This is a genomic window from Pontibacter aydingkolensis, from assembly GCF_019443125.1.
In the GTDB taxonomy this organism is placed as follows: domain Bacteria; phylum Bacteroidota; class Bacteroidia; order Cytophagales; family Hymenobacteraceae; genus Pontibacter; species Pontibacter aydingkolensis.
Genome location: NZ_JAHYXK010000006.1, coordinates 64,758 through 89,746 on the forward strand (window position 1 = coordinate 64,758; position 24,989 = coordinate 89,746).

Here is a 24,989-nt window from a genome sequence, read left to right on the forward strand (position 1 = left end):
CAATATCTGTTAGAGATTCGCTAGCATACTTGATCTTTTATCTATATTTTTAGCGTAAATTAAAATTTAAATAATTAGATTATTCTTTTCTATTTCCCAAACAACAGGAGGAATCATAAATCCATTATCTGTTTTGCCATACAATGAAAACTCGCTTCCAGAATCAACTAGTTCAAAGGCTAAAGCGTTTTCAATGACTTCAACGAGTCTTATATTAGGTATATGTAAAGCAATACTTACTTTAAATCGGTTAGGTCTAAATATGCTTTTATGAAGTTTTACTTTAAAAGTAGTATAACCAGAATTTGCTTCTATAGAAATCTGATCAGTAAATATCTTTCTATCCAGTTGATCTTGAAGGCCTATTGAGCAGACCATTCCTCTCTCATTAGAAAAGTTTTTTATTTCGAATCTTATATAGATATCTTCCTGGTTGCTGAAATTATCAGAAGGTTTTTCATCTTCATCAACAATTTCAGCCCATAAAACTTGCACGTTCTTAGCATTATCTTCTAAACTTTTATATGTTGAAGTAATGCTAAGGTTCTTTTCAAGGTAATCTTCAATAACAATATCGATATTTTTATTTGAAGCTACTTTCCCATTGTGAAGTAATAGCCCTTTTGTACAGAGTTGTGCTATAGAGCCCATATTATGACTTACAAATAATACAGTACGACCTTGTCCTGCACTAACATCCTTTAATTTTCCAATTGCCCTCTGTTGGAACTCAGCATCTCCAACTGCTAAAACCTCATCGACGATTAATATATCGGGTTCCAGGTACGCTGCAACAGCAAAAGCTAATCTTACATACATTCCAGAACTATATCGCTTTACTGGTGTATTAACGTATCTTTCAACTCCGGCAAATTCGACAATTTCATTAAACTTACTGTTTATCTCTTGTCGAGTCATTCCCAAAATCGCACCGTTTAAATAAATATTCTCTTTACCGCTAAGTTCAGGGTGAAAGCCAGTACCAACTTCTAAAAGACTCGCTATTCTGCCTTTCATTTTTATAGTGCCGATAGTTGGAGATGTCGTACGGCTTAAAAGTTTGAGAAGAGTTGATTTACCAGCACCATTTCTACCGATAATCCCTAATACCTCACCCTGTCTAACTTCAAAATTAATATCTCTTAAAGCCCATACATAGTCGCTAGTACCTTTAGAGGTTCTATCGTTTTCTTGCCCAACTTCTATATAAGGATCATCCTTGCCTCTAATTTTATGCCAAAAACGATTTAAATCATGAGAGAGTGTGCCAGTTCCAACAGTTCCAAGCCTGTACTGCTTAGATAAACTTTCTACACTTATTACTATTTCACTCATTACTTAATGATTAGTTTTATATGAATATTCATCATTAAACAGTATCCATAAATGAACGCTCTACTCTGTTAAACATTACTAAGCCGAAAAAGAATACAACTATGATAAAAACAGCACTATACATAAGCGATACAGGAGAGAAAGTACCTTGTTCGAATAAAGCAAAACGAAAAGCCTCTACAATTGGGGTAAGTGGATTCCAGGAAATAAGCCAACCGTATTTATTTCCGATTAAAAATGAAAGTGGATAAATGATTGGTGTAGCATACATTAACAGTTGAACTGCAAAACCAAGCAATACCGTAAAATCTCTGTATTTAGTTGTAAGCGAAGATATTATGATGCCCAACCCTAACCCCATAAATGCCATCATGATAATCAGTACTGGTATATAAAGCCAACTCAAACCAAAATGAATCTGCTCTCCATTAAAAGCAAAGTAAATCATCAGCGACAAAAGAAGGAGAAACTGAATTCCAAATTTCACAACATTCGACACTACTATGGAAAGCGGTAAAACAAGCCTTGGAAAGTAGACTTTGCCAAATATACCAGCATTGGCAGAAAAGGTATTAGAAGTGGCTGTTAAACAACTACTAAAGTAATTCCAGATTGCTATGCCACTCATATAGAAAAGAATAGGCTTTATACCATCGGTAGGAATGTTAGCTATTTTGTTAAAAACAACCAAAAACATAATAGTTGTGAAAAGAGGCTGTATAAAATGCCATAAAGGGCCAAGTATTGTTTGTTTATACTGTGCTACAAAATCTCTTTTAACAAAGAGAAATAACAGATCTTGGTAACGCCACACTTCCTTTAGCTGTAAATCAAAAAGATTGGAGTGTGGTTTAATGATCAGTGTCCAATCCTCATCTTGTTCTTTCATTCCGGAAAATGTATTCATCATGTGTAAAAATATACCTCAAAAGGTTTCTTAAAAATAAGAAATCCTTTTGAGGTATATAAATTAGTGACGCTATATTTTACTTATCCTATCTCTATTCGTGGTAGTTGAGCACGCGGTGGCCACCCTCCATCAAATATGTATCGCGTTTAAACAATTCAAGGTCAGACTGCATCATATCTTTAACTAGTGCAGCAAGATCATATTTAGGTTTCCATCCTAACTTAGTGTTAGACTTTGTTGGATCACCGATCAGTAGCTCTACTTCTGTCGGACGGAAATAGTTAGGGTCTACACATACTACCTCTTTTCCAACTTCCAGCTGGTACTCTGGGTTTTTACAAGCGGCAACGTAACCTCTCTCATCCACACCCTCACCTTTAAACTCAATATCAATTCCTACTTCAGCAAAAGACATTTTTACAAAATCACGTACTGTTGTGGTAACACCTGTAGCAATCACAAAGTCTTCAGGTTTTTCCTGCTGCAGAATAAGCCACATGGCTTCTACGTAATCTTTGGCGTGGCCCCAGTCACGTTTAGCGTCCAGGTTACCTAAGTAAACTTTGTCCTGTAGGTTTAAAGCAATACGGGCTGCAGCGCGCGTGATCTTACGCGTAACAAAGGTTTCGCCTCTTAGCGGAGACTCATGGTTAAACAATATACCATTGCAGGCAAACATATTATAGGCTTCGCGGTAGTTTACGGTTATCCAATAAGCGTACAGCTTAGCTACTGCATATGGTGAGCGTGGATAGAAGGGGGTTGTTTCAGACTGAGGCACAGCCTGTACTAAACCGTAAAGCTCTGATGTAGATGCCTGATAAATCTTAGTCTTCTCGGTAAGGCCAAGGATACGAACTGCTTCCAGGATACGCAATGTACCCAAACCATCGGCATTGGCCGTATATTCAGGCGTATCGAAGCTTACCTTCACGTGGCTCATAGCAGCCAGATTGTAGATTTCGTCAGGCTGTGTTTCCTGGATAATACGGATCAGGTTGGTTGAGTCTGTCAGATCGCCGTAGTGCAGTTTAAAGTTGATGTTCTTTTCGTGCGGGTCCTGGTACAGGTGGTCAATACGGTCTGTATTGAACATAGAACTTCTGCGTTTAACGCCGTGTACTTTATATCCTTTGCTTAAAAGTAGTTCTGCTAAATATGCTCCGTCTTGTCCGGTTACGCCGGTTATAAGGGCTGTCTTCATTGTAATGTGTTTAATAGATAAAGGGTTTATATATTCAGATGCTTATACTTCTTATTTGAAGTTAGGTTTCTGATGTATGTTATGTTTCTTGATAATAGGCTGGGTTGTGTTAATTTCAATAATGCACTTACACACCCCTACCCCTCTCTAGAGGGGAATTTGGAACTACAATTGGGGCACCCTCCCCTGTTTTTAGGGGAGGGCTGGGGTGGGGTGCTTTTCTTTAAAGTCTGCATACGCCAGCGCAATACCCTCCCGCAGTTCGATTTTGTTCCTGAAACCCGTACTGTGTAATTTACTTACGTCCATCAGTTTACGCGGTGTACCATCTGGTTTTGTAGTGTCAAAAGTTAACTCTCCTTCAAAGCCCACTACGTCCTTAACCAGTAGTGCCAGGTCTTTAATGGTAATGTCTTCTCCGGTTCCTATGTTTACGAGTTCTTTTTCATTATAGTGCTCCATCAGGTAGAGGCAGGCGTCTGCCAGGTCGTCAGCAAAAAGGAACTCACGCATCGGGCTACCGGTACCCCATACTACCACTTCTGAAGCTCCTTTTTCTTTAGCTTCATGAAACTTGCGGATAAGCGCCGGAAGCACATGAGAGTTATTCAGGTCGTAGTTATCGTTGTAGCCATATAGATTGGTAGGCATTACACTAATAAAATTGCAACCGTACTGATCGCGATAAGCCTCACAAAGTTTGATGCCGGCGATTTTTGCAATAGCATAAGGCTCATTGGTTTGCTCCAAAGGCCCTGTAAGCAGATACTCTTCCTTAAGTGGTTGTGGTGCCATTTTAGGGTAAATGCAGGAAGAACCGAGGAACATTAGCTTGGTTACCTTATTCAAATATGCTGCGTGGATGATGTTTGCCTCGATCAGCAGGTTATCATACAAAAATTCAGCGCGGTAAGTGTTGTTTGCTTGGATGCCGCCTACCTTAGCAGCAGCTAAGAATACGTAGTCTGGTTTCTCAGTTTGGAAAAAATCAAAAACTGCTTGTTGATTACGCAGGTCTAACTCTGATGAGGTACGTGTGATAATATTGGTGTAACCTTCGCTTGTCAATCTTCTAACAATGGCAGAACCCACCATTCCCCGATGACCAGCGACATATATTTTATCGTTTAACTCCATAGTTTAGGTTTATGCTCAAATGTATTTACTCTATGTTCTAATACTGTCTTTAAATTTATTGTGTTATAAAACACACCCTTAACCCTCTAAAGAGGGGAATCTTAATTTGCCTTTTTCAAAGTATAATTTTCCTAGCATAAGCCGTAGCACGGACAGGTCGCGACCTGTCCCAACAAAGGACTAAATACGCACTTTTGGATTTGCAATCCAGAAGTGCAAAAACATAATTCAACTTGCAACACACCCCCTCCTGTTTTTAGGAGGGGCAGGGGGAGGTAAATTTACACTTTCGTTAACTTCTTCCACCAGGGTTGTGCCTGACCATCCTCTGCATAATATCCATAGCCATAGCCGTAACCATAGCCATAGCCGTAACTAAGTTTCTTAAAGTCTACGTCGTTGAATAAGATGGCTGTGTTCTTAATTTTACCGGCTTCATATTGCTGCTGAATATTGGTCAGGAAGGTTTTTAGCGTATAATCCTGCCTCACCATATAGATGTTCGCATCTGCCAACTGCATTAATTCAAGGCCATCCGATAGTATGCCAACGGGTGGCGTATCCAGGATGATATAATCGTACCGCCGCTTTAACTCTTCGATCAGGAAACCCATCCTTTTATTTAAAAGCAATTCTGACGGATTAGGAGGAATATCACCGGAAGGCAAAATGTACAGGCCATCCTGTATGGTGGGGTGAATAACTTCTTCTAAGTTAGCATACCCTGCCAGGTAATTGCTTAGACCGACTCCGCTACTTACGCCAAAATCTGTGTTATTGTTTGGTTTTCGCATGTCAGCGTTAATCAAAATGGTACGCTCCCCCGAAATCGCGAAAATATAGGCCAGGTTCTTTGCTGAAAAGGTTTTTCCTTCCCCGCTTATAGAAGATGTAATAACGAATATTTTCCCATCCTCATGTTCATTATTCGTCATAAAGCGCAGGTTGGAGCGAACTGTTCTAAAGGCCTCGGAAAGAGCAGACTTAGGACTCTGATCTATCAGATTTACGTTTTCCTTTTTATTATGGCCCACCATACCCAGTATAGGTAAAGAGGTAAGTTTCTTTACATCCTCTGTCGTACTTACTTTATTGTTTAGAACATCCTTTAAAAAAATCAGCCCTATAGGTAAAGCTAAGCCGAGTATCAACGCAATGGTGTAGTTTTTTACAGGAGTTGGAGAAATTGGAGCTGAAACATAGGCTTCACCCAATATGGTTACATCAGAAGTATTTGCAGATTTGGAGATACCAGCTTCAGCTCTTTTCTCCATCAAGAAGACATACAGATCCTCACTTAAACTATAAAGCCGCTGGATATTTATTAACTGCCTTTCGGCAGAAGGCAACTTATTCAAAGAACTAGAAGCAACGGCAATACGATTGTTAAGATCCCTAAGCGTAATATTATTTGCACTTTCAATACTAGTTAAGTTTTCCAGTAACACTTCTTTAAGCTCTCTTAATTGCTGCCTTTTTACCTTTAATTCCTCTGCTACTAATGGGTTTGCAGCTTTAGCATTTTGTGAGATAACTGAAATCTCCGACTGCAGTTCGATTATTTTTGAAATAGAACTATTTAGTATGGGGTCTTCAATTCCTAAGTTAGAAGGAGCAATAAGTGTTTCACTATTACTATCTCTTCTTAAGTAATTACGTAAATAATCATAATATTTTTGATTTACAAGAAGCTCTGCCTTTGCGCTCTCAAAGGCTTTTATTTCATTGGCGATTCTTCCTCCCTCACTACTTAAGTTAAGAGCTGAGTTTCTCCTTTTAAATGCCTCTAATCTGGTTTCTATAAAATATAAGGAGTCGCTTATTTGTTGTAACTGTTCATCTATAAAGTTAAGCGTATTAACAGCATTGGTATTTTTTATTGCCAGATTGTTTTGCCGATACGTTTCCATATGGGCATTTAAAAAGTCTACATCCTTATCTGGCGTGTGCCCGGTAAGTTTCAAAGTTAGCGCAGATGTACCTGGTGCATAAGGAGACACGTCAAGCATTGCAGCATAAAATTTTGAAAGTGAGGCAATGTCGTTGATAGTAAAAAGAAGCTGATTAGGATTGGAGTCATCTCTGTAAGTTACATCGAGCTTAAAAACAAATCCATTAAGGTTATACTTCTTACCTATAATAAAGCTTTTATTTTGTACAATTGTGTTCCATAACATATCTTCAGATGATAATTTGTACTTATTATCATCCATAAGGTCTACTTTAAACATAATACCATATGGTATTGCAGTTGAAAGTGAATCTACTTTAACAGATATTGGGGATGCACCACCGTAGACTTCTGTTAATTTAATATTCCCCTCTTGAAAATAGGAAACACCAAAATCGAGTTTTTTCAAAGTTTTCAGTACAAGGCCTGAAGTTTTTAGTACTATAGATTCATTTGTCAATCCTTTAGCGCCTTGAAACATCTCATTCCCATAAAGAATAGCCGCTGCTGATGCACCTTCCTTAACAGGTTCAGAAATCATTACAGCAGACCTAACTTCAAAAAGGGGAATAGTATATCTGTTGACAAGGAAGGCAATTAACAGTGCAATAAATACAGAAGCTACGACGAGGTACCAATAATTAAGTACCTTACCTAAAAACTTCATTACATCAAAGCCATTATCCTGCATGTTCTTATTAAACTTCGGTGACAGATTAAAATTAAAACAAGTAACGATCACCTAACAATAGTAATGTCGTAAATAATGAAAGGGTTAAACCCACATTAGCTATGACATTTTCTCTAAAATACTTCGCAGGCAATGGATCTATTACGATAGTATCGTTTGGCTTCAAATAAAAATTGGAAAGCGCCAGTACATTGTCATCCAGCAAGCTAAACTTATAGAGCTTAGCCTGGCCGTTCTCGTACCTGATAAGTTTGATGCTGCCTCTGTTAGAGTAAGGTCCAAAACCACCGGCATTAGCAATGGCTTCCAAAAGATTGATGTTATCCTGGTAAGTAGTATACTGCCCCTGTCCCCCTACTTCACCCACAATGGTATACCTGAATGTCAGCAATCGCATGTTTACTGTTGGTTCTTTAAGGTAAGGCTGCAGTGCTTCTGTTACTTTTAACCTTGCATCTGGTAAAGAAAGTCCTTTCAGGTTTACTTTGCCTACCACAGGTAGTACCATATTTCCTTCAGCATCTAAAGTGTATCCTTCCAGTATAGGGTCTCCTCCTGCTGTTACGGTTCCTGCACCGAGAAAATTATACTCCGATTTGGTAGTGCTCTGTACCTTCAGCGATAGCACATCCCCAGGCTGCAAAGTGTAAACCGGCTGCTTTAAGTCGAATGTTTTCAGTAGTTGATCAGCGTTGGCCTGGTTTTTTATTTCCGGGTTATCCTGCAACAGCATGACCTTCTTCTGCGGCACACAGGAAGAAAAACATATAAGGCCAATAAGTATATAAAATGCGATAAAGGGTTTGCGCATTTGTCTGGTGGTCTTCGGGTTAAAACTTAAATCAAGCTTCAATTTACATTTATGCTTAATTTACAAAGTACAAATTAGGCATTTTATTGTTTAATTAAATAGCATTGACAGTTTTTTAGTCAAAATCTGATTTAAAAATTCACTTGTATGCCATTAGAGATGGAATATACAAATCTGGTAACTGGTACAATTGGCTCATCCTCATACACACAGTTAAAATTGGTTCGGAAGGAGAATTTGCTGTTCACCTTAAAATTTAAGGAAACATCACCGCTTATTCTGTTCCGGAAGTCATCGATTCTTTTGTCGTAGCCTGTCTGGTAGTATACAATGCCGTCGGTACTGATTGTCTCGCTAAGCTTGGCCTTAGCGCTAAAGTAGTTGGTAGATTTTAGCAGATCAGATACGACAAGCATTTGGTCCATTTCCGGATTTTCCCACTCTTCGTGCTCGTGCATCAGGCCAGTTCCAAAGTATAAGCTTAAGTCTTTGTCGCGGAGTATAGCCAGCCTTACGCCGCCTCCCAAGAGGGTACGAAGTTCCAATCCGCGGGCCTTATCGGCCTGTGCCTGGGCAAAAAGCTCGTAAGACAGCTTTCGTTTCCGGAAAAGGTTGGCCCGGAGGTGAGAATAGCCGGTGCTGGCCACGGTATTTCGCTGTTCGGGAGAGTCGTAGTTTACCAGCAGGTAGTTATAGTAGTTCAAAAGCAAGTAACTGTGTTTGCCCGAGATATACGCAAGATCACCGGTAAAGGTAAGCTGCAGGTAGTTATTCGGGTTGTTTTTGCCGGCATTCCGGTTAAACATAGAGAAATTGATGCCTGCCTTACCTGTAAGGTAATTGGCTGTGTCCTGGCTAATTCTGGCGCGTTCTATATTGAGTATCTGCGCACTGGTATGCTGCCCAGCCAGGATAAAGAAGAGAATAAAAACAAAGGGTAATATGTACTGTTTATAAGAAGTCATTACAGAATATTGTTTCAGGCTACTGTTTGAGTTCTCTCCCACATAATCAACTCACAAGCGTATTAAGAAGGAGAAAGCGTTCTTTTTAGCTAAGATGACTGGTTTATTCTATCATTTGCTGGCGCGGATCTGTGATCCGTGACTTACTATAATGTTGGATTTGCAATCCGACTGGGCCTGAGGCCCAACTATAGTTCGACACGAGCGAGGACGCTCGCGCCATAATATTGATCAGCATGAAAAACGCATCTCGAAACCAAAGTTTAATAGCAAATCTACAATACTATGGCTAGAACTTCAATAAAGATCATCGGGTTATTGCGTGATACGGCCGATCGTTTACAACATGGCGCTCCTTATCAATGGGGACACATGGGTAGCTGCAACTGCGGGCACCTGGCGCAAACCATCACAAAGTATAGCAAAGGGGCAATTCACGAGGCTGCCATGACACGCCACGGCGACTGGGCGGAGCAATTGCGCGAATACTGTCCGCAAAGCGGATTGCCACTCGACGCAGTAATAGATAAAATGCTGGAAACCGGGTTTACACGGGAAGACCTTTCGCACCTGGAGCGGCTATCAGATCAGCACATATTGAACTACCTCCCACCCAACGCAGGTTTTCTGAAACATAATGTGCGCGATGATGTGGTTTTATACTTACATACTTGGGCAGACCTCCTGGAAAAGCAACTTTTAGAAAGTATTTCCCTACACAAACTGCAAAAAGAAGCGGTACTTAATAAAATAGCTATACTTGATGCTTAAAGAATAATTGTTGAGTTTTGGGCTTTAGAGTTCTACTGATTTATGCCAACTAACGAAACAATCATACACGAAACGGCTGCTTATGTAAAACAACTACTGTCTGGGGAAGGCTCCGGGCATGACTGGTGGCACATTTTCCGCGTCTGGAAAAATGCGCAAAGTATAGCCCGTGAAGAACAGGGTGCCAACCTGTTTATTGTGGAACTGGCCGCACTGTTGCACGACATCGGTGATCATAAGTTCCATAACGGCGATGAAACGGTTGGCCCACGTATGGCTCGTGAATGGCTGGAAAAGTGCACTTTGCCAGCGTCTGATATACAACATGTTTGCACCATCATACAAGAGCTTTCCTTTAAGGGTGCAGGCACGTCGTCGGCGATGCAAAGTATAGAAGGGCGCATTGTGCAGGATGCCGACAGGCTGGATGCCATTGGTGCCATAGGTATTGCCAGAACCTTCGCTTACGGAGGACATAAAAACCGCGAACTGTACAACCCGGAAGTAAAGCCGGTACTACATGATTCGTTTGAGGCTTATAAAAGCAGCACCGCCCCCACCATCAACCACTTCTACGAAAAGCTTTTGTTGCTAAAAGACCGTATGCATACTAACACTGCCAAAAAGATGGCGCAACAAAGGCACGAGTACATGGAGAATTTTCTGGAGCAATTCTATAAAGAGTGGGAAGGGAAGTGATGGTTGTTAGTAGTTAATTATTGGTTGTTAGGGAATGTAGAGACGCAATATTTTGCGTCTTGTTTGCCACAGGGCGGTAAGTTTCGTTATTAGTTGTTGGTTATTCGTTATTGGATTTTAGTTTTTATTAATTTCCATAGCGCAAGTGTTAAATGAAGTGTCACTTGTGCTGGTGCATGGCGGCAAGTCTCCCCGAAATGCTCCGGGGCAGGTCAGGCTTGCGGAGAAAAAGTTCGTAGAGACACAATACCTTGCATATAGCTTACTACAAGGCAGTTTATCTTAAAGTTCGCAATAGCAGACATCCCAAAGTATAACCAATGGCTTACGGAAGTCTGAAGGCTTCCCAGCATAGCAAGTGCCAGGAGAGACCAGGGAGAATTATAGAGAAGTATGTTGTTTCATAGCCAAGACGCAAAATATTGCGTCTCTACAATCGAACAACAAATAAACAATATAACCATCAACAAATTAACAACCAGAAATTAACTAAATGGAGATACCGTTACTCCCTGATGTTGTGATCATACTTGGCCTGGCTGTAGTAGTTATACTATTCTTCCAGCGCTTTAAACTCCCTACTATACTTGGTTTTCTGGCAACCGGGGTAATTGCTGGCCCTTATGGCTTAAGCCTTATCCATGATACCCATGAGATCGAAATCCTGGCAGAAATAGGTGTTATCCTTTTGCTCTTTATCATCGGCATGGAGTTCTCACTTCGGAACCTGGCCATGATCAAACGCACGGTACTCCTGGGAGGAACTACGCAGGTGCTGGCAACCATTGTGCTGGTGGCCGGAATTATGCTGCTCCTGAAATTCAATACCGGTGAGGCTGTCTTTATGGGCTTCCTTATCTCCTTAAGTAGTACCGCCATCGTGCTAAAACTGCTTCAGGACAAAGGTGAGATCAACAGTCCGCAGGGCAGAGTGGTGCTGGGCATCCTTATTTTCCAGGATATTATTGTAGTACCCATGATGCTGCTAACCCCTTTAATGGCTGGTGGCACACAAAACATTGCATGGGAACTTACGCTAATGGCGCTAAAAGGCGTTTTCGTAATTGTATTTGTATTGATAAGCGCACGCTACCTGGTACCCAGGTTACTTTACATTGTGGCGCGCACAAAAAGCAAAGAGCTGTTTATACTTAGCATTGTGGTTATCTGCTTTGCCGTGGCATGGTTAACATCAAGCTTAGGTTTATCACTTGCATTGGGCGCATTTATGGCCGGGCTTATTATCTCTGAGTCGGAATACAGTCACCAGGCCACTAGCAACATACTTCCATTCAGGGAGATCTTTACAAGCTTCTTTTTTGTGTCGATTGGCATGTTGCTGGACTTTAGCTTTATGATGCAGCACCTGCTGGTTATACTTACGCTTACGTTTGCCACCATGCTGTTAAAGGGATTTGTGGCTACCGTAGCAGCCCGTATACTTCAGTACCCGATCCGAATTTCATTGATGGTGGGCTTATCCCTGTTCCAGGTAGGTGAGTTTGCCTTTATACTTTCCAACACGGGCATAACTAATGGGGTGCTCTCGCAGGAGACGTACCAGTACTTCTTGTCGGTATCGTTGTTAACGATGGGTATATCCCCTTTTGTGATAGGATCGTACCAGCGCATCAGTTCATCCATCAGCTCTATGATCGGGGGAAGTAAAGAACCTATGCCTTTTGAGCAACATGCACCTGCCGATCACCACGACATCCCGGACCTGAACGACCACATTGTCATCATCGGCTTCGGGATTAATGGCAGAAACGTGGCCAAGGCAGCCAAGCATGCCAGCATACCTTACGTTATTATTGAGCTAAATGCGGTGACAGTGCGCCAGGAAAGGCATCTCGGCGAACCTATACTCTACGGGGATGCAGTGCATGGTATCATACTTTCCCATGTAAACATACACAAGGCGCGGGTAGTGGTTATAGCCATTTCAGATCCCGAGGCTACAAAGCGCATTATTGCCAGCATCAGGTCGGTAAGCGAAAAAGTGCACATTATTGTAAGAACGCGCTTTATACAGGAGATGGAAGAAAATTACCGCATTGGGGCCGACGAGGTTATACCTGAAGAGTTTGAAACATCTATTGAGATTTTCACCCGCGTTCTTACCAAATACCTGATGCCCCGCGATCAGATAGAAAGCTTTACGCACATGATCAGGGCAGATAACTATGATATGCTTCGCAGCTTTACCGGCCGGAATAATGCAGTAAGAAACTTGGAGCTTGACATTCCGGATATAGAGGTTGCGAGCTTAAGGGTTTACACCAACGACGAAGACATCATAAGCAAACCTTTGGTTGAGGCAAATGTGCGTAACAAGTTTAATATCACTATTGTAGCCATTAAACGAAATAATACCACCCTCCTTGACATTAACGCAACTACACAAATTAAGACAGGTGATATTGTGTATGTTGTAGGAAAACCCTCTGATGTAACGCGCTTTAATAATTTTCTTAAGCCTGAGTAAGTAATGCCGCAAATTTAGCGAAGCGTAACTTGTGGATTGCCATGAGGCCAGTTTGTAACTGGCGTTATTCATTTTTATGCCTATACCTATACAATCTGGTTATTATACTTTACCACCAGTTACCGCTGCGTTAAAACTGGCGGCATACATTTGTTTTAATTTTCACTATAAGGTTAGCTAAGGAGCAGAGCTGGTTCATTCTGTTAAAAACCATCATGGCGCGAGCGTCCTCGTCCCGAAACAAGTCCGGGATCTGCGACTCGTGACTGGCTATAATCTGGGCCTCCGGCCCAGTAAAGTCAGAGACTCTACACCACCATAAAACACGAGTCTGGAGACCTCATCTTGTCCCATATCTTTTCAGTACTTGCATCTCTCTTAGAGCAACTGGCCACTTGAGGGCAGGGTCGTTTCATTCTGATTTTTTCTGTCATCCTGAAAGGATCTTGGTTGCTGGGAGGATAGCTTAATCTCCCTTCTACCAAGGTTCTTTACAGAATGACAAATATTTTTTTTCAATTTTTATTAGAATGAAACTGCCCTGCCCTAGAGGGGACAATTCTACTAGGTTAGAGCCTATTCCAGAAAAGTTACGGGACAAGTTAAAGACTATAAGCTCGCACAAGCGAAAGAGTTTTTTTGCTTCATTAAAATTAGTCGAGCACAGTTATTCAAGCCTACAGCTTATTCAGTATCTCCTCTACTTCCTGCTGTACTTTGCCGGCGCCGGCGTTAAAATTGTCCAGGGCTCCTTCTGTCCATCCGCGCCAAACTAGTTGGTTGCTCTTAGGGTTTATCATGTCAATGATCAGTGTACCAGACTTAAAAAGATCTACAGCTCTGTAGCCTGGCAAGCCGGAATTACCATAGTTGTAACGGTATCCGCTCATGTAAGCATAACTGTAGCCAAAGCCCGGAGCAAAGTTTTCCGGCTTGTCTTTTTCCAGTGGCACCGATATACTTACATCATAAGCTAATAGCACGTCCGGGTTCTCCGCAACTTTCTTATACCCCTTTTCCTGTAGCTCTGCCTCCACTGCTTTTACAATATTTTCGTGCAGGTTAGCTCTATATCCTTTGTCATAGCTGGTTACTTCGGCTGGTGCTGGCTGGTACCAGCTGTAGGTGCGGTAAAGCTTGGTATTAGCGCCAGGTGCTATAATGGCACTTGTGTTTTTTATCCCTGACGTCACTACACAGGAACTGAGCGTAAATATTACTAAGAGGGTGGCCAGAAAATTTGGTAAACAATGGTTTCTCATACTTCTATTTTTAGAAAACATGTGCTGAATGACTTTGCCCAAAGTTAACAGCTAAATGCTGTGAGTAAAAACACTTTTTAAGGTTATGCCTTTAAGATGACTACAGTAAGGCAGATACCCAGGCAAGCTTATATTTTTTTAGGAAGATTACAGAATTCATCTCCCTAAAATCAAACTCTAAATAAGCTATTACGTGTATGTGAAAAATAAACATTAAATTTTAAACATATTATTATGACAGATATTTCTTCACATATGCCATCCCCACCCCCAAAGTGGGTAGAAAACTTTGCACGGGTAGGTCTTGCTGCTAAAGGTGTGGTGTATTGCCTGGTAGGTATTCTAGCTTTTATGGCTGCTTTTGAGCTAGGCAGAAATTCCTCCACGCAAGATGCCGGCAAGCAAGGCGTATTTCAGTTTATTCTGGAGCAACCTTTCGGAAAATGGCTTTTGGGGATAGTGGCCATCGGCTTGGTTTGCTATACTATTTGGCGCATTATACAGGCAGTACAAGATACCGAGAATAAAGGAAACGACGCTAAGGCCGTTGCAGTACGCATTCGCTACCTTTTCAGCGGACTGGTATATGGCGCACTTGCCTACCTGGCAGCCAAAATGGTGCTTGGCCAGCGTAGCGGTAATGGCAGTGGCAGTGATTCCAGGGAAACACTGGCCAGCGAATTATTACAGCAGCCATTTGGGCAATGGTTGGTAGGAATACTGGCAGTAGGCACCATGGCAGCGGGTGTTTACCAGATCTACTACGGTATTTCGGACAAGTATAAGAAAAAAGTACAGGGAGCTGGCCTCAAACATGAACTGGAAGGAAAAATGGTGCGAATGGGGAAAATCGGGTATATTGCTCGTGGAGTAGTATGGCTTGTGATTGGTTTTATGTTCCTGAAAGCAGCCATGAGCTCTAACGCACAGAAGGCAGGCGGTAGCAGCGATGCATTCCGTTTTCTGGAAGACTCCTCTTATGGATCTTTTTTACTCGGTGCCGTTGCTGTAGGGCTCGTATTCTATGGTATCTTTATGTTTATGAGGGCTAAGTACCAGCCTATCAGTACGAGTTGAGAGTAGCAGCAACAAAGAGTGATCGGGATTGATTAAGCCATCCTGTGTAAAATGATGTACAGTTTGTGAATGCAGAAAGGAGTTTTTGAGCTGCTTTTGTTTCACTTTTCCTCTAGACGTGAAGCTAAGTCTCTGCCCGTCAATTTACAGGGTACAATATACTTTTAGGTAGCAGTTGCGCCTGGTATACATTTATCAGGTAATTTATGCCTGCTAAGATTCCGCCTTTTTATTGAATGTGTTCGCTCCTGGAGTGGCTAAAAATCGGTTTTAGGATGGCTTTTCTAAAGTTAATTAATCAGCCACTTGAGTTTACCACTCAGTTGCCCGCATTTAAGTATAACTATTTTGCCCGGATAATTATATTTGTGATGTATTACGCACCACAGTCAGACAAAACCATACATTACTGACGCATAACACTTTACACAATACAAGCAAAGTAAATAGTACATAAACTGCTAAAAAACAGTTACATAAAATGCATTTTATGCTATCTTTGAAACCACCGAACACAATGCGGCTTAATACTACATGAAAAATACGCCCTTTAAGATCTTTATTCTGGACGATGATGTTTGGTATAGTGAATTGCTGGAGTATCATCTGTCTTCTAACCCTGATTACGAGTTAAAAAAATTCCATTCCGCTAAAGACTGCCTTGCTAGCCTGTACGAGCGTCCGAATGTTGTTACCCTGGACTATTCACTGCCTGATAAAAACGGCGACGAGGTTTTAAAAAGTATAAAAGAGCAAAGTCCTGATACTCAAGTCGTAGTCATTTCGGGCCAGGAGGATGTGGCTACGGCCGTAAACCTGCTTAAAAAAGGTGCTTACGATTACATTGTAAAAGACGAGGATACCCCTGAACGCCTTTGGAACACTGTAAACAAAATAAGAGAAAACGTCTCGCTCCGTGAGGAAATAAGCCAGCTGCGCGAAGAGATAGGCCAGAAGTATGACTTTAGCAAAGTAATAATCGGTAAAAGCGAACCCATTATGCGCGTATTCGCCATGATGGACAAGGCCTCTAAAACCAACATTACTGTTTCCATTAACGGAGAAACCGGTACAGGCAAAGAACTTGTTGCCAAAGCCATACATTATAACAGTACCCGCCGTAAAGCACCTTATGTTGCTGTAAATGTGGCAGCTATCCCCAAAGAGCTGATAGAGAGCGAATTATTTGGCCACGAGAAAGGCGCTTTTACAGGAGCCGTATCGCGCAGACTGGGCAAGTTTGAAGAAGCCAACAAAGGTACCATCTTCCTGGATGAGATCGGGGAACTGGATGTAAGCCTGCAGGCCAAGCTGCTGCGCGTACTGCAGGAAAAAGAAATTACCCGTGTAGGCGGCAACGCTCTTGTGCCGGTTGATGTGCGCATTATCGTGGCAACGCATAAAAATTTATCAGAAGAGGTAAAGAAAGGCAACTTTAGAGAAGACCTTTATTATCGTTTACTAGGCCTTCCTATACTTTTGCCACCCCTCCGCGAAAGAGGAAGCGATATACTTATTTTAGCGAAGTACTTTATTGACGCTTTTGCAAAAGAGAATGGCCTGGGTAAAAAAAGCCTGTCCGAGAAAGCGCAGAAAAAGCTTCTCTCCTACTCTTTTCCGGGTAATGTGCGGGAATTAAGAGCCATCGTAGAACTTGCCGTAGTACTATCAGACGATGAGCAGATTCAGGAGCATGACATTAACTTAACAGCGAGTAACTCCGACAAAGACTTTCTGGCAACAGAACGTACACTTAAAGGCTATACTACGGAAATCATACAGCGGTTTTTAGACAAGTATGATTATAATGTACTTTATGTGGCCGATAAACTGGATATAGGCAAGTCTACGATCTACAGAATGATACAGAACAAAGAACTGATCTTAAAATAGTTGGCTGTTTTCTGCTTACGCAAAAGCTTAGCATTTACAGTAAAGTTATACTTTAACAACTGATAGCTGACTTAAATCTATATTAATAGGGCTATTCAATTGAAATGAATTTTTTAACATGTAAATGGTTTATCTTGTAAGCGTTAATTACTCTTAAATGAAAAAAGACCAGGATGTTGCGGATTTATTGCAACTGTTAGAGCAGGAGAAAGCGGCCAGGCTGGCAGCAGAGAAATTAGCAGACGCACAGGCCCAGGTCATTCATGCATTCATACAGGAAGAATCACCCAGCGTTATACAAAGCAGTGGCACCTCATCAGGGCAGATCATTCTTAAATACACCTATCAGGGCGATATTCAATCTATAAACGAATCCGGAAGCGGCTTTTTATCGAACCTGTCTGGTAACCGCCTGTTTGCCTTTAAGCGTTTGTTACGGCACAAGCTCCACTTATTCGCCCAAAAGGGCCAGCATACTTTACAGACCAACATCAGCGGTAAATACTATAGCATTTTTACTGCTCCGGTACCTGAGCACGAATATCATGTTATTTGCCTGGCAGACCTGCAGGTGCGGGACACAGCAGAGTTAGCCTTACAGGAGAGCCGGAACTTTGTAAAAAACATAGCACAAACTATCCCTAACATCATTTACATATATGATTTAGAGGAAAATAGAAATATTTACCTGAACGAACACATTAAAAGTGTTTTAGGATACACAGATACAGATGTAGCCACCATTACCCGGGCCATGCTCAGGTCGCTTGTACTGCCGGAAGACAGGATGAAACTGTACAGGCATGTGCACCACATGCGACGAACTGCTGACGGTAAAGTTTTGGAGGTAGAGTATAAGGTACGCTGTAAAAATGGCACAATCAAGCATCTCTTTTGCCGTGAAAGTGTGTTCAGGAGAAATGAAACAGGACAGGTAAAACAGATTATAGGTTCTGCAGAAGACGTGACTACCTTACGCAAGAAAAGCGAGGAATTGCTGCGGCAAAAAAATTTCTACGAATCCATATTAAACCACATCCCCTCTGATGTAGCTGTTTACAACAATAACCTAAAGTATGTATTCCTAAATCCTGCGGCCGTTAAGGACCCGGAGCTTCGGGAGTGGATCATCGGCAAAACAAACGAAGAATATAGCCGTTACCGCGGAGTTCCGATAGAGCGCATGCAGGAGCGCAGCGGATACCTGAAACAGGTGCTCGAGCAGAAATCCCTTGTAGAGTTTGAGGAATCTCTTCAGGGCAAAGATGGGGAGGAACTACACTTTTTACGACGGTTAAACCCAGTGCTTAACGCCAATAGCGAGGTAGAACTTGTAATAGGGCACGGATTAAATATTACAGACCTCAGAAAAGCGCAGGAGGAAATTGTAACCAGCGAAGCTAAAAACAAAGCTATTCTGGCAGCCATTCCTGACCTCATGTTTATTATAGACAACGAGGGAGTTTACCGGGACATGAAAAATGTGTATGACACGCACCTGCTTGTTCCGAATGAAAGCATTATTGGGAACAATATAAGCAATATGCTTCCTAAGCCGCTAGCCGGAAGGCTTTTGCAACTGGTGCAGCGCGTAATAGGTACAGGGCAGTATGAGCAAACTTATTATGAGCTCGACTTCCCTGACGGAACACGCTATTATGAAGGCAGGGTTATAAAGTATAGCGAAACAGAGGCCCTTACCATTATCAGAGACAATACTGAAGAACGAAAGGCTGCACAGGAAGTAAAAGAGAAGAACGAGTTTATACGCCAGGTGGTAGACACAAGCCCCAGCCTGATCTTTGTAAAGAATGCGGCAGGTGAATTCTCACTTGTCAATGCAGAATGCGCCAGGATGTTCGGAAAATCTATTGATGAAATTATTGGTTCCAATCCAAGTACTTTATACGCTATTGAGGATGAGTCTATTTTTTATAACATAGTTGATAAGCAGGTAATAGCAGAAGGTAAGGAAGTAAGGCTGGAAGAGAAATTTACCAAACCTGATGGGGAGGTTGTGTGGCTAAGCACGATAAAAAAGCCATTTATAGCCAGTAATGGCGAAGTGCATGTGCTCGGCATTGCCACAAATATAACAGAGCAACGTAAAGCACAGCAACGTCTCGGTGAAAGCGAAGAACTGTTCAGACTTTTGTCGGAAAACTCTAAAGACTTGATTAGCCTGCACGAACCTAACGGACGCTACATCTATGTATCAAAGGCGTGTAAAGAGTTGTTAGGCTACGAACCCGAAGAGCTTATTGGCCGCATGCCCTTAGACATACTTTACCCTGACGATATTGAACTGTTAGGCCAGAAAGGAAACACGGATTACCTGCTGGAGCACAAGAATATTTTTGTGCAGCACAGGCTTCTCCGCAAAGACGGCACCGTGCAGTGGGTAGAAACCAATATTAAACCCATACTTGATGCTGACGGGGAGGTAATTAAAATTCAGTCTGCTGTACGTGATATTTCAGAAAGACGCAAGGCAGAGGAAGCAATGCAGGCCAGTGAAAAAAAATACCGTGACCTTATAAAGTATAGCCGCGCCTATTTCTGCACGCATAACATGCAGGGTGTGCTGCAGGAGACAAACCCCTATATGCTCGACATGCTGGGCTATACTGCCGGAGAAATGGTAGGCCATAACCTAAAGAACTTTTTGCCAGAGCACCATCGCGCCAACTTTGCCAGCTACCTGAAGGAGTTTAAGACTAAAAACCTTGTTGAAGGCATATTTACAGTACTAAACAAGGAGAAGGAAGAACGATTCCTGTTTTACAAAAACTATAAAGTTGATGAGCCTGGTACAGAACCCTACATTATCTGCATAGCCCAGGACATTACAGACAGAATGCACACAGAACAGCAGCTAAAGAAGGCGAAGGAGGCTGCAGAAGAATCGGCACGGGTAAAAGAGAACTTTCTGGCAAATATGAGCCACGAGATACGCACGCCTATGAACGGCATAATGGGCATGGCCAGCCTGCTGAATAAAAGTCCGCTAAACCCTGTGCAGCAGAACTACATCAAAATTATCAGGCAATCGGCTGACAACCTGCTCGTGATCATAAACGACATCCTGGACATAGCCAAAATAGAGGCCGGCAAGCTGGAACTGGAAGAGATACCATTCAACATAAGCGACACTATAAAATCAGCTTATCAAACCCTGATTTACAAGGCAGAGGAAAAAGGACTTGTGTACCTGACCAAGCCGCTGCAGGTTTCACATAACATACTTACAGGCGACCCCTACCGCCTGAACCAGGTGTTGCTGAATTTACTTAACAATGCCATAAAATTCACAGAATCAGGTAGTGTAACGCTTAGCTGCCAGGTACTGCAGGAAACTAAAGATAACCTGATGATCGAGTTTGCTGTTACAGACACTGGCATTGGCATTCCGCCAGATAAACTGGAATATATTTTTGAAGGTTTCTCGCAGGCTTATTCCAGCACCACCCGCAAGTATGGCGGTACTGGCCTGGGGCTTAGCATTTGCCGTAACCTTGTGGAGATGCAGGGCGGCGAAATATGGGTAGAAAGCCACGAAGGCGAAGGTAGTTCATTCAAGTTTGTATTAACCTATCCAAAGTATAAAGACAAGGCATTTATAAGCCAGCAAAAAGACAAAACAGACTTTACTGTTCTGGAAGGCACCAGGGTGTTACTGGCAGAAGACAATGAAGTGAACATCTTCCTGGCAAAGTCGATTATGGAGAACTGGAAGTTTAAGGTGGATGTCGCGCATAATGGCTGTGAGGCTGTTAACATGGTTGAGCAAAACTCTTATGACCTCGTGCTGATGGATATTCAGATGCCAGAATTGAGTGGACTTGACGCCACGCATCTGATACGTTCTAACCCGGATAAAAAGAAGTCAAGCATTCCGATTATCGCCTTAACAGCAAACGCACTAAAGGGTGATGCCGAAAAATACCTGAGCATTGGCATGAACGCATACATTTCTAAGCCATTTGAAGAAGAAGACCTGTACCTTAAAATTTTCAGTGTGCTTCCTCATAAAGCAAGAATGAGAAAAGGTGATCACTTAGGCAATGCAACTGTACCGGCAGATGCTCCATCTGAGCCATTATATGATCTTAGCATTTTGCATAAGATGTCCAGGGGAAACGAGGCATTCATACAAAGAACCAAAAACCTGTTTATACAAACAGTACCGGAAACACTTGCCGATATAGAGTTAAAAAAACAGAACAGCGACTGGGCAGGCGTAAGTGCTGCAGCGCATAAACTAAAGCCTACTATTGATACGTTACGCATCGAAAAACTAAAAGAGGTGATACGCCAGATAGAGTTCGGGGCCAAAGCACAGAAACCTGACGAGGGTGTGACAGAGAACATTGCCTATCTGCAGCAGGTAATGGCACAGGTACTGGAGCAAATGAAGTCTGAAGTATAAGTATAAAGGCCACTATAACTAAGCTGTAGCGGCCTTTTACTTTGCTCCTGCCCTTGTTTGCTTTACTTATAGTTTTTTGAAAGAAGTTAATACCTACATACTTTTTAGAAGCTAAGTTTCAAGAACCCTCAAGGCAGCTACATAGTATGCTCTTTAAGTAAAGCAAACAAAATGAACCACAGTAGAGCTACAACCATATTGCCATGCGGAACAACCTCCCTGATTTTAATGAAATAATCGCCCTGCGCCATGACCTGCATCAGCATCCGGAACTTTCAGGAAAAGAACACCTGACTGCAGCGCGTGTCACACAGTTCCTGCAAAAGTATAACCCAGATACTTTAATCACCGGCATAGGCGGAACCGGTGTAGTTGCTATTTTCAACGGCATTTCGGATGGTGGGCCTACAGTGCTTTTCAGAGCGGAGCTGGATGCGCTGCCTATACAAGAAGTAAACAACATGATTTATGCTTCGGCAACCGAAGGTATAAGCCATAAGTGCGGGCACGATGGCCACATGGCTATACTTGCTGGCCTGGCCAAGCTGCTGCACCAAAACAAACTACCGAAGGGCAAGGTTATACTTCTGTTTCAGCCGGCAGAAGAAACCGGGCAAGGCGCTTTTGCTGTGCTGCAAGATCAGCAGTTTAAAGATTTAAAGCCGGACTACGTATTTGCGCTGCATAATCTGCCCGGCTACCCGGAGAACCAGGTAGTGGTGCGCAACAATTCCTTTGCCGCCGCATCTACAGGCATGATCGTGGAGTTGAATGGGAAGTCGTCGCATGCAGCGGAGCCGGAAAACGGACTTAATCCTGGTCAGGCAATGGCCGAGATCATACTTGTTTTTAATGAGCTTATACTTCAGAAAGAAAGATTTGAGGACCTGGCGCTGCTAACGGTAATTCATGCACGTTTGGGTGAGGTGGCGTTTGGTACCAATCCCGGTTATGCTACCGTAATGGCAACACTCCGCTCCTACCAGCAGACTGACCTGGATTTACTAAAGCATCTCTCTTCTGCATCCGTCCAAACTATTTCAGAAAAGCATGGGTTGGGGTATAGTATCCGTTTTGTGGAGGAATTTCCGGCTACGGTTAACCATGCAGAGGCGGTTACACTGGTAAAGCAGGCTGCCACTAAACTGGAACTTGACGTGCAGGAAGCCGTACAGCCCTTTAAATGGTCTGAGGATTTTGGGCACTTTACAGGCAAGTACAAAGGTGCACTGCTGGGTTTAGGTGCCGGCTTAAACCAGGCGCAACTGCACCACGCAGACTACGATTTTCCGGACGCAATAATCCCTACGGGCGCCGTACTGTTTTATACTTTAGCGTCAGACACCATGAACCTATAACACCTTATGCTTCATAGCTCTTACATCGAGATTAGTAAATCAGCACTTCAAAACAACATCAACTTTTTAAAGCAGGAGATCGGCCCGCATGTTAAGCTATCGTCTGTAATAAAAGGCAATGCCTACGGCCATGGCATAGAGCAATTTGCCAAGCTTGCACAAGAGTGCGGCGTAGACCATTTCTCCGTGTTCAGTGCCGACGAAGCACAGCGTTTGCTTAGTGCAATTACCCGGCCTGCTACCATCCTGATAATGGGTTACCTCGACAACGCGGAGCTGGAATGGGCCATAGAACAGGAACTGGAGTTTTTTGTTTTTGAACCGGACAGGTTGCGGGAAGCCGCCAAAGCAGCGAAGACAGTAGGTAAAAAAGCAATCATTCACCTGGAGCTTGAAACAGGTATGAACAGAACCGGCTTTGAATCGCATACACTCCGAATCGCCAAGTCCCTTCTGGAGGAGTGCCGTGACCATGTTAGACTAAAAGGAATCTGCACCCACTTTGCCGGCGCTGAAAGCATGCAAAACCATAAGCGGGTAACAGAGCAGATAAACCTTTTTAACGAACAGGTAGAGGCACTAAAATTAGAAGGAATACAGGCGGAGCAATTGCACACTGCTTGCTCTGCTGCCATGATGACTTACCCGGAAAGCCGATTCGACATGGTGCGCATTGGCATTATGCAGTACGGGTTCTGGCCCAGCCCGGAGACCTACTCCAGTTATCTGGGCAAGCTACAGCGCAAGCAAGATCCTTTACGCCGACTTATTAACTGGAAAAGTCATATTATGAGCCTCAAGCATGTTAATGCAGGTGATTATGTGGGCTATGGTACTTCATTTCAGGCTCCAAGGCAGATGGTGATGGCCATTATACCCGTAGGCTACGCCTGGGGCTATAGCCGCAGCCTGAGCAACCAGGGCCAGGTATTGGTGCGAGGACAGCGCGCAGGTGTAGTTGGCATTGTAAACATGAACGTGCTAACCGTGGACGTAACAAACATCGAAGGCGTACAAAAAGGAGATGAAGTGGTACTGCTGGGCATCCAGGAAAACGAAAGTATAAGTGTGGCCTCTTTTGCAGAGCTTAGCACCCAACTGAACTACGAGCTGCTCACACGACTGCCCATGAACATCCCGCGCATGATCATTTCATAATTACTTCCGCCTACTGAAAATTGCTGAAACTGTAACCGCAGTTAAAGCAATAGTTGGCATCATTAAAGTGGCCCTCTTTATGGCAGTTAGGACATACTTTTGTAGTAGCCAGTGCCTCTCTTTCTGTTTTAGCAAGCTCAACTGAAACTATACCAGTGGGCACAGCAATAATACCATACCCCATGATCATTATAAAGCTAGCCAACACCTGGCCCAAGGCAGACTGTGGGGCAATGTCGCCATAACCTACTGTTGTAAGCGTTACTATTGTCCAGTAAATACTGATGGGTATACTTGTGAAACCACTTTTAGCCCCTTCGATTATATACATCATAGAACCCACGATTACTACTATGGTAAGCACCACCCCCAGGAATACAAGAATCTTGGCCATACTTGCCCGCAATGCTTTAGAAAGCACCTGCCCTTCGTTAATAAACCTGGTAAGCTTAAAGATTCGTGCCACCCGTAACAAACGCAGCACCCTGATTACAAGGAAGTACTGCGAACCAAGTATAAAAAGGCTTAGATAGGTAGGAATAATGGAAAGCAGATCTACCAGGCCAAAGAAGGAAAAGATGTATTTAAACGGCTTTGGTGAGCTATAGATTCTTAAAAAGTACTCGATCGTGAAGATAATGGTAAAGATCCACTCCAATGTTAAAAACACTGATAGATAGTTTTTTCTTAACTCGACCACACTCTCTAGTGTTACCACAGTTACGCTAGAAAGTATAAGTATCAGCAAAGCAATGTCGAAAAACTTACCAACAGGGGTTTCAGCTTCAAAGATTATAGTATAGATCTTTTTCCGCAGACTGTGCTTCTTTGCCTGAGTCATTCTATGTTT

17 protein-coding genes are annotated in these 24,989 nt (G+C 42.6%); 8 read left to right on the forward strand and 9 right to left on the reverse strand.

The window, feature by feature from the left end; all coding sequences use genetic code 11:
• Positions 1-66: 66 nt before the first annotated feature.
• The 7 genes from K0O23_RS09105 to K0O23_RS09135 form a co-directional block, all read right to left on the reverse strand.
• Positions 67-1,335, reverse strand: a complete 1,269-nt coding sequence (locus tag K0O23_RS09105) for an ABC transporter ATP-binding protein (protein WP_219877113.1) — start codon at positions 1,333-1,335, stop codon at positions 67-69.
• Between the two features lie 34 nt (positions 1,336-1,369).
• Complete coding sequence (locus tag K0O23_RS09110) at positions 1,370-2,245, reverse strand: ABC transporter permease (RefSeq protein ID WP_246597009.1); 876 nt, start codon at positions 2,243-2,245, stop codon at positions 1,370-1,372.
• Between the two features lie 91 nt (positions 2,246-2,336).
• Positions 2,337-3,449: a GDP-mannose 4,6-dehydratase gene (gene gmd / locus K0O23_RS09115; protein ID WP_219877114.1), complete on the reverse strand. Its 1,113-nt coding sequence runs from the start codon at positions 3,447-3,449 to the stop codon at positions 2,337-2,339.
• A 192-nt stretch (positions 3,450-3,641) separates the two neighbouring features.
• The gene (gene fcl, locus K0O23_RS09120; protein WP_219877115.1) at positions 3,642-4,586 is read right to left on the reverse strand and encodes a GDP-L-fucose synthase; all 945 of its coding nucleotides are present in this window, start codon (positions 4,584-4,586) and stop codon (positions 3,642-3,644) included.
• A gap of 281 nt (positions 4,587-4,867) precedes the next feature.
• Positions 4,868-7,228, reverse strand: coding sequence for a GumC family protein (locus tag K0O23_RS09125; RefSeq protein ID WP_219877116.1), 2,361 nt, complete (start codon positions 7,226-7,228; stop codon positions 4,868-4,870).
• A gap of 31 nt (positions 7,229-7,259) precedes the next feature.
• On the reverse strand, positions 7,260-8,081 hold the full coding sequence (locus K0O23_RS09130) for a polysaccharide biosynthesis/export family protein (RefSeq protein WP_219877117.1): 822 nt from the start codon (positions 8,079-8,081) through the stop codon (positions 7,260-7,262).
• An 89-nt stretch (positions 8,082-8,170) separates the two neighbouring features.
• The gene (locus tag K0O23_RS09135) at positions 8,171-9,004 is read right to left on the reverse strand and encodes a DUF481 domain-containing protein (protein WP_219877118.1); all 834 of its coding nucleotides are present in this window, start codon (positions 9,002-9,004) and stop codon (positions 8,171-8,173) included.
• 285 nt (positions 9,005-9,289) lie between these two features.
• On the opposite strand from K0O23_RS09135, the gene K0O23_RS09140 reads away from it, so the two are divergent.
• From K0O23_RS09140 to K0O23_RS09150, 3 genes are all read left to right on the forward strand, one after another.
• Complete coding sequence (locus tag K0O23_RS09140; protein ID WP_219877119.1) at positions 9,290-9,775, forward strand: hypothetical protein; 486 nt, start codon at positions 9,290-9,292, stop codon at positions 9,773-9,775.
• 42 nt (positions 9,776-9,817) lie between these two features.
• A complete protein-coding gene (locus K0O23_RS09145; RefSeq protein ID WP_219877120.1) occupies positions 9,818-10,474 on the forward strand; it encodes an HD domain-containing protein in 657 nt (218 codons plus the stop codon).
• 493 nt (positions 10,475-10,967) lie between these two features.
• Positions 10,968-12,962, forward strand: a complete 1,995-nt coding sequence (locus tag K0O23_RS09150; protein WP_219877121.1) for a cation:proton antiporter domain-containing protein — start codon at positions 10,968-10,970, stop codon at positions 12,960-12,962.
• A 677-nt stretch (positions 12,963-13,639) separates the two neighbouring features.
• Here the strand turns inward: K0O23_RS09150 and K0O23_RS09155 are convergent.
• Positions 13,640-14,155, reverse strand: coding sequence for a DUF4136 domain-containing protein (locus K0O23_RS09155; protein WP_219877122.1), 516 nt, complete (start codon positions 14,153-14,155; stop codon positions 13,640-13,642).
• 303 nt (positions 14,156-14,458) lie between these two features.
• On the opposite strand from K0O23_RS09155, the gene K0O23_RS09160 reads away from it, so the two are divergent.
• From K0O23_RS09160 to alr, 5 genes are all read left to right on the forward strand, one after another.
• Entirely contained in the window at positions 14,459-15,301 is an 843-nt protein-coding gene (locus tag K0O23_RS09160; protein ID WP_246597011.1) for a DUF1206 domain-containing protein, read from the forward strand.
• A 534-nt stretch (positions 15,302-15,835) separates the two neighbouring features.
• Entirely contained in the window at positions 15,836-17,194 is a 1,359-nt protein-coding gene (locus K0O23_RS09165) for a sigma-54-dependent transcriptional regulator (protein ID WP_219877123.1), read from the forward strand.
• Positions 17,195-17,351: 157 nt separating this feature from the next.
• A complete protein-coding gene (locus tag K0O23_RS09170; protein ID WP_219877124.1) occupies positions 17,352-21,623 on the forward strand; it encodes a PAS domain-containing hybrid sensor histidine kinase/response regulator in 4,272 nt (1,423 codons plus the stop codon).
• Between the two features lie 203 nt (positions 21,624-21,826).
• On the forward strand, positions 21,827-22,981 hold the full coding sequence (locus K0O23_RS09175; protein WP_219877125.1) for an amidohydrolase: 1,155 nt from the start codon (positions 21,827-21,829) through the stop codon (positions 22,979-22,981).
• Between the two features lie 6 nt (positions 22,982-22,987).
• Positions 22,988-24,139: an alanine racemase gene (gene alr, locus K0O23_RS09180; protein ID WP_219877126.1), complete on the forward strand. Its 1,152-nt coding sequence runs from the start codon at positions 22,988-22,990 to the stop codon at positions 24,137-24,139.
• Between the two features lie 10 nt (positions 24,140-24,149).
• On the opposite strand, the gene K0O23_RS09185 is transcribed toward alr, so the two are convergent.
• Positions 24,150-24,980, reverse strand: coding sequence for an ion transporter (locus K0O23_RS09185; RefSeq protein ID WP_219877127.1), 831 nt, complete (start codon positions 24,978-24,980; stop codon positions 24,150-24,152).
• Positions 24,981-24,989: the final 9 nt, after the last annotated feature.

What these genes read in the sequence shown, in the direction of transcription:
- K0O23_RS09105 (WP_219877113.1), bottom strand. Translation starts at nt 1,335, where the DNA reads ATGAGTGAAATAGTAATAAGTGTAGAAAGTTTATCTAAGCAGTACAGG.
- K0O23_RS09110 (WP_246597009.1), bottom strand. Translation starts at nt 2,245, where the DNA reads ATGATGAATACATTTTCCGGAATGAAAGAACAAGATGAGGATTGGACA.
- gmd (WP_219877114.1), bottom strand. Translation starts at nt 3,449, where the DNA reads ATGAAGACAGCCCTTATAACCGGCGTAACCGGACAAGACGGAGCATAT.
- fcl (WP_219877115.1), bottom strand. Translation starts at nt 4,586, where the DNA reads ATGGAGTTAAACGATAAAATATATGTCGCTGGTCATCGGGGAATGGTG.
- K0O23_RS09125 (WP_219877116.1), bottom strand. Translation starts at nt 7,228, where the DNA reads ATGCAGGATAATGGCTTTGATGTAATGAAGTTTTTAGGTAAGGTACTT.
- K0O23_RS09135 (WP_219877118.1), bottom strand. Translation starts at nt 9,004, where the DNA reads ATGACTTCTTATAAACAGTACATATTACCCTTTGTTTTTATTCTCTTC.
- K0O23_RS09140 (WP_219877119.1), top strand. Translation starts at nt 9,290, where the DNA reads ATGGCTAGAACTTCAATAAAGATCATCGGGTTATTGCGTGATACGGCC.
- K0O23_RS09145 (WP_219877120.1), top strand. Translation starts at nt 9,818, where the DNA reads ATGCCAACTAACGAAACAATCATACACGAAACGGCTGCTTATGTAAAA.
- K0O23_RS09150 (WP_219877121.1), top strand. Translation starts at nt 10,968, where the DNA reads ATGGAGATACCGTTACTCCCTGATGTTGTGATCATACTTGGCCTGGCT.
- K0O23_RS09160 (WP_246597011.1), top strand. Translation starts at nt 14,459, where the DNA reads ATGACAGATATTTCTTCACATATGCCATCCCCACCCCCAAAGTGGGTA.
- K0O23_RS09165 (WP_219877123.1), top strand. Translation starts at nt 15,836, where the DNA reads ATGAAAAATACGCCCTTTAAGATCTTTATTCTGGACGATGATGTTTGG.
- K0O23_RS09170 (WP_219877124.1), top strand. Translation starts at nt 17,352, where the DNA reads ATGAAAAAAGACCAGGATGTTGCGGATTTATTGCAACTGTTAGAGCAG.
- K0O23_RS09175 (WP_219877125.1), top strand. Translation starts at nt 21,827, where the DNA reads ATGCGGAACAACCTCCCTGATTTTAATGAAATAATCGCCCTGCGCCAT.
- alr (WP_219877126.1), top strand. Translation starts at nt 22,988, where the DNA reads ATGCTTCATAGCTCTTACATCGAGATTAGTAAATCAGCACTTCAAAAC.
- K0O23_RS09185 (WP_219877127.1), bottom strand. Translation starts at nt 24,980, where the DNA reads ATGACTCAGGCAAAGAAGCACAGTCTGCGGAAAAAGATCTATACTATA.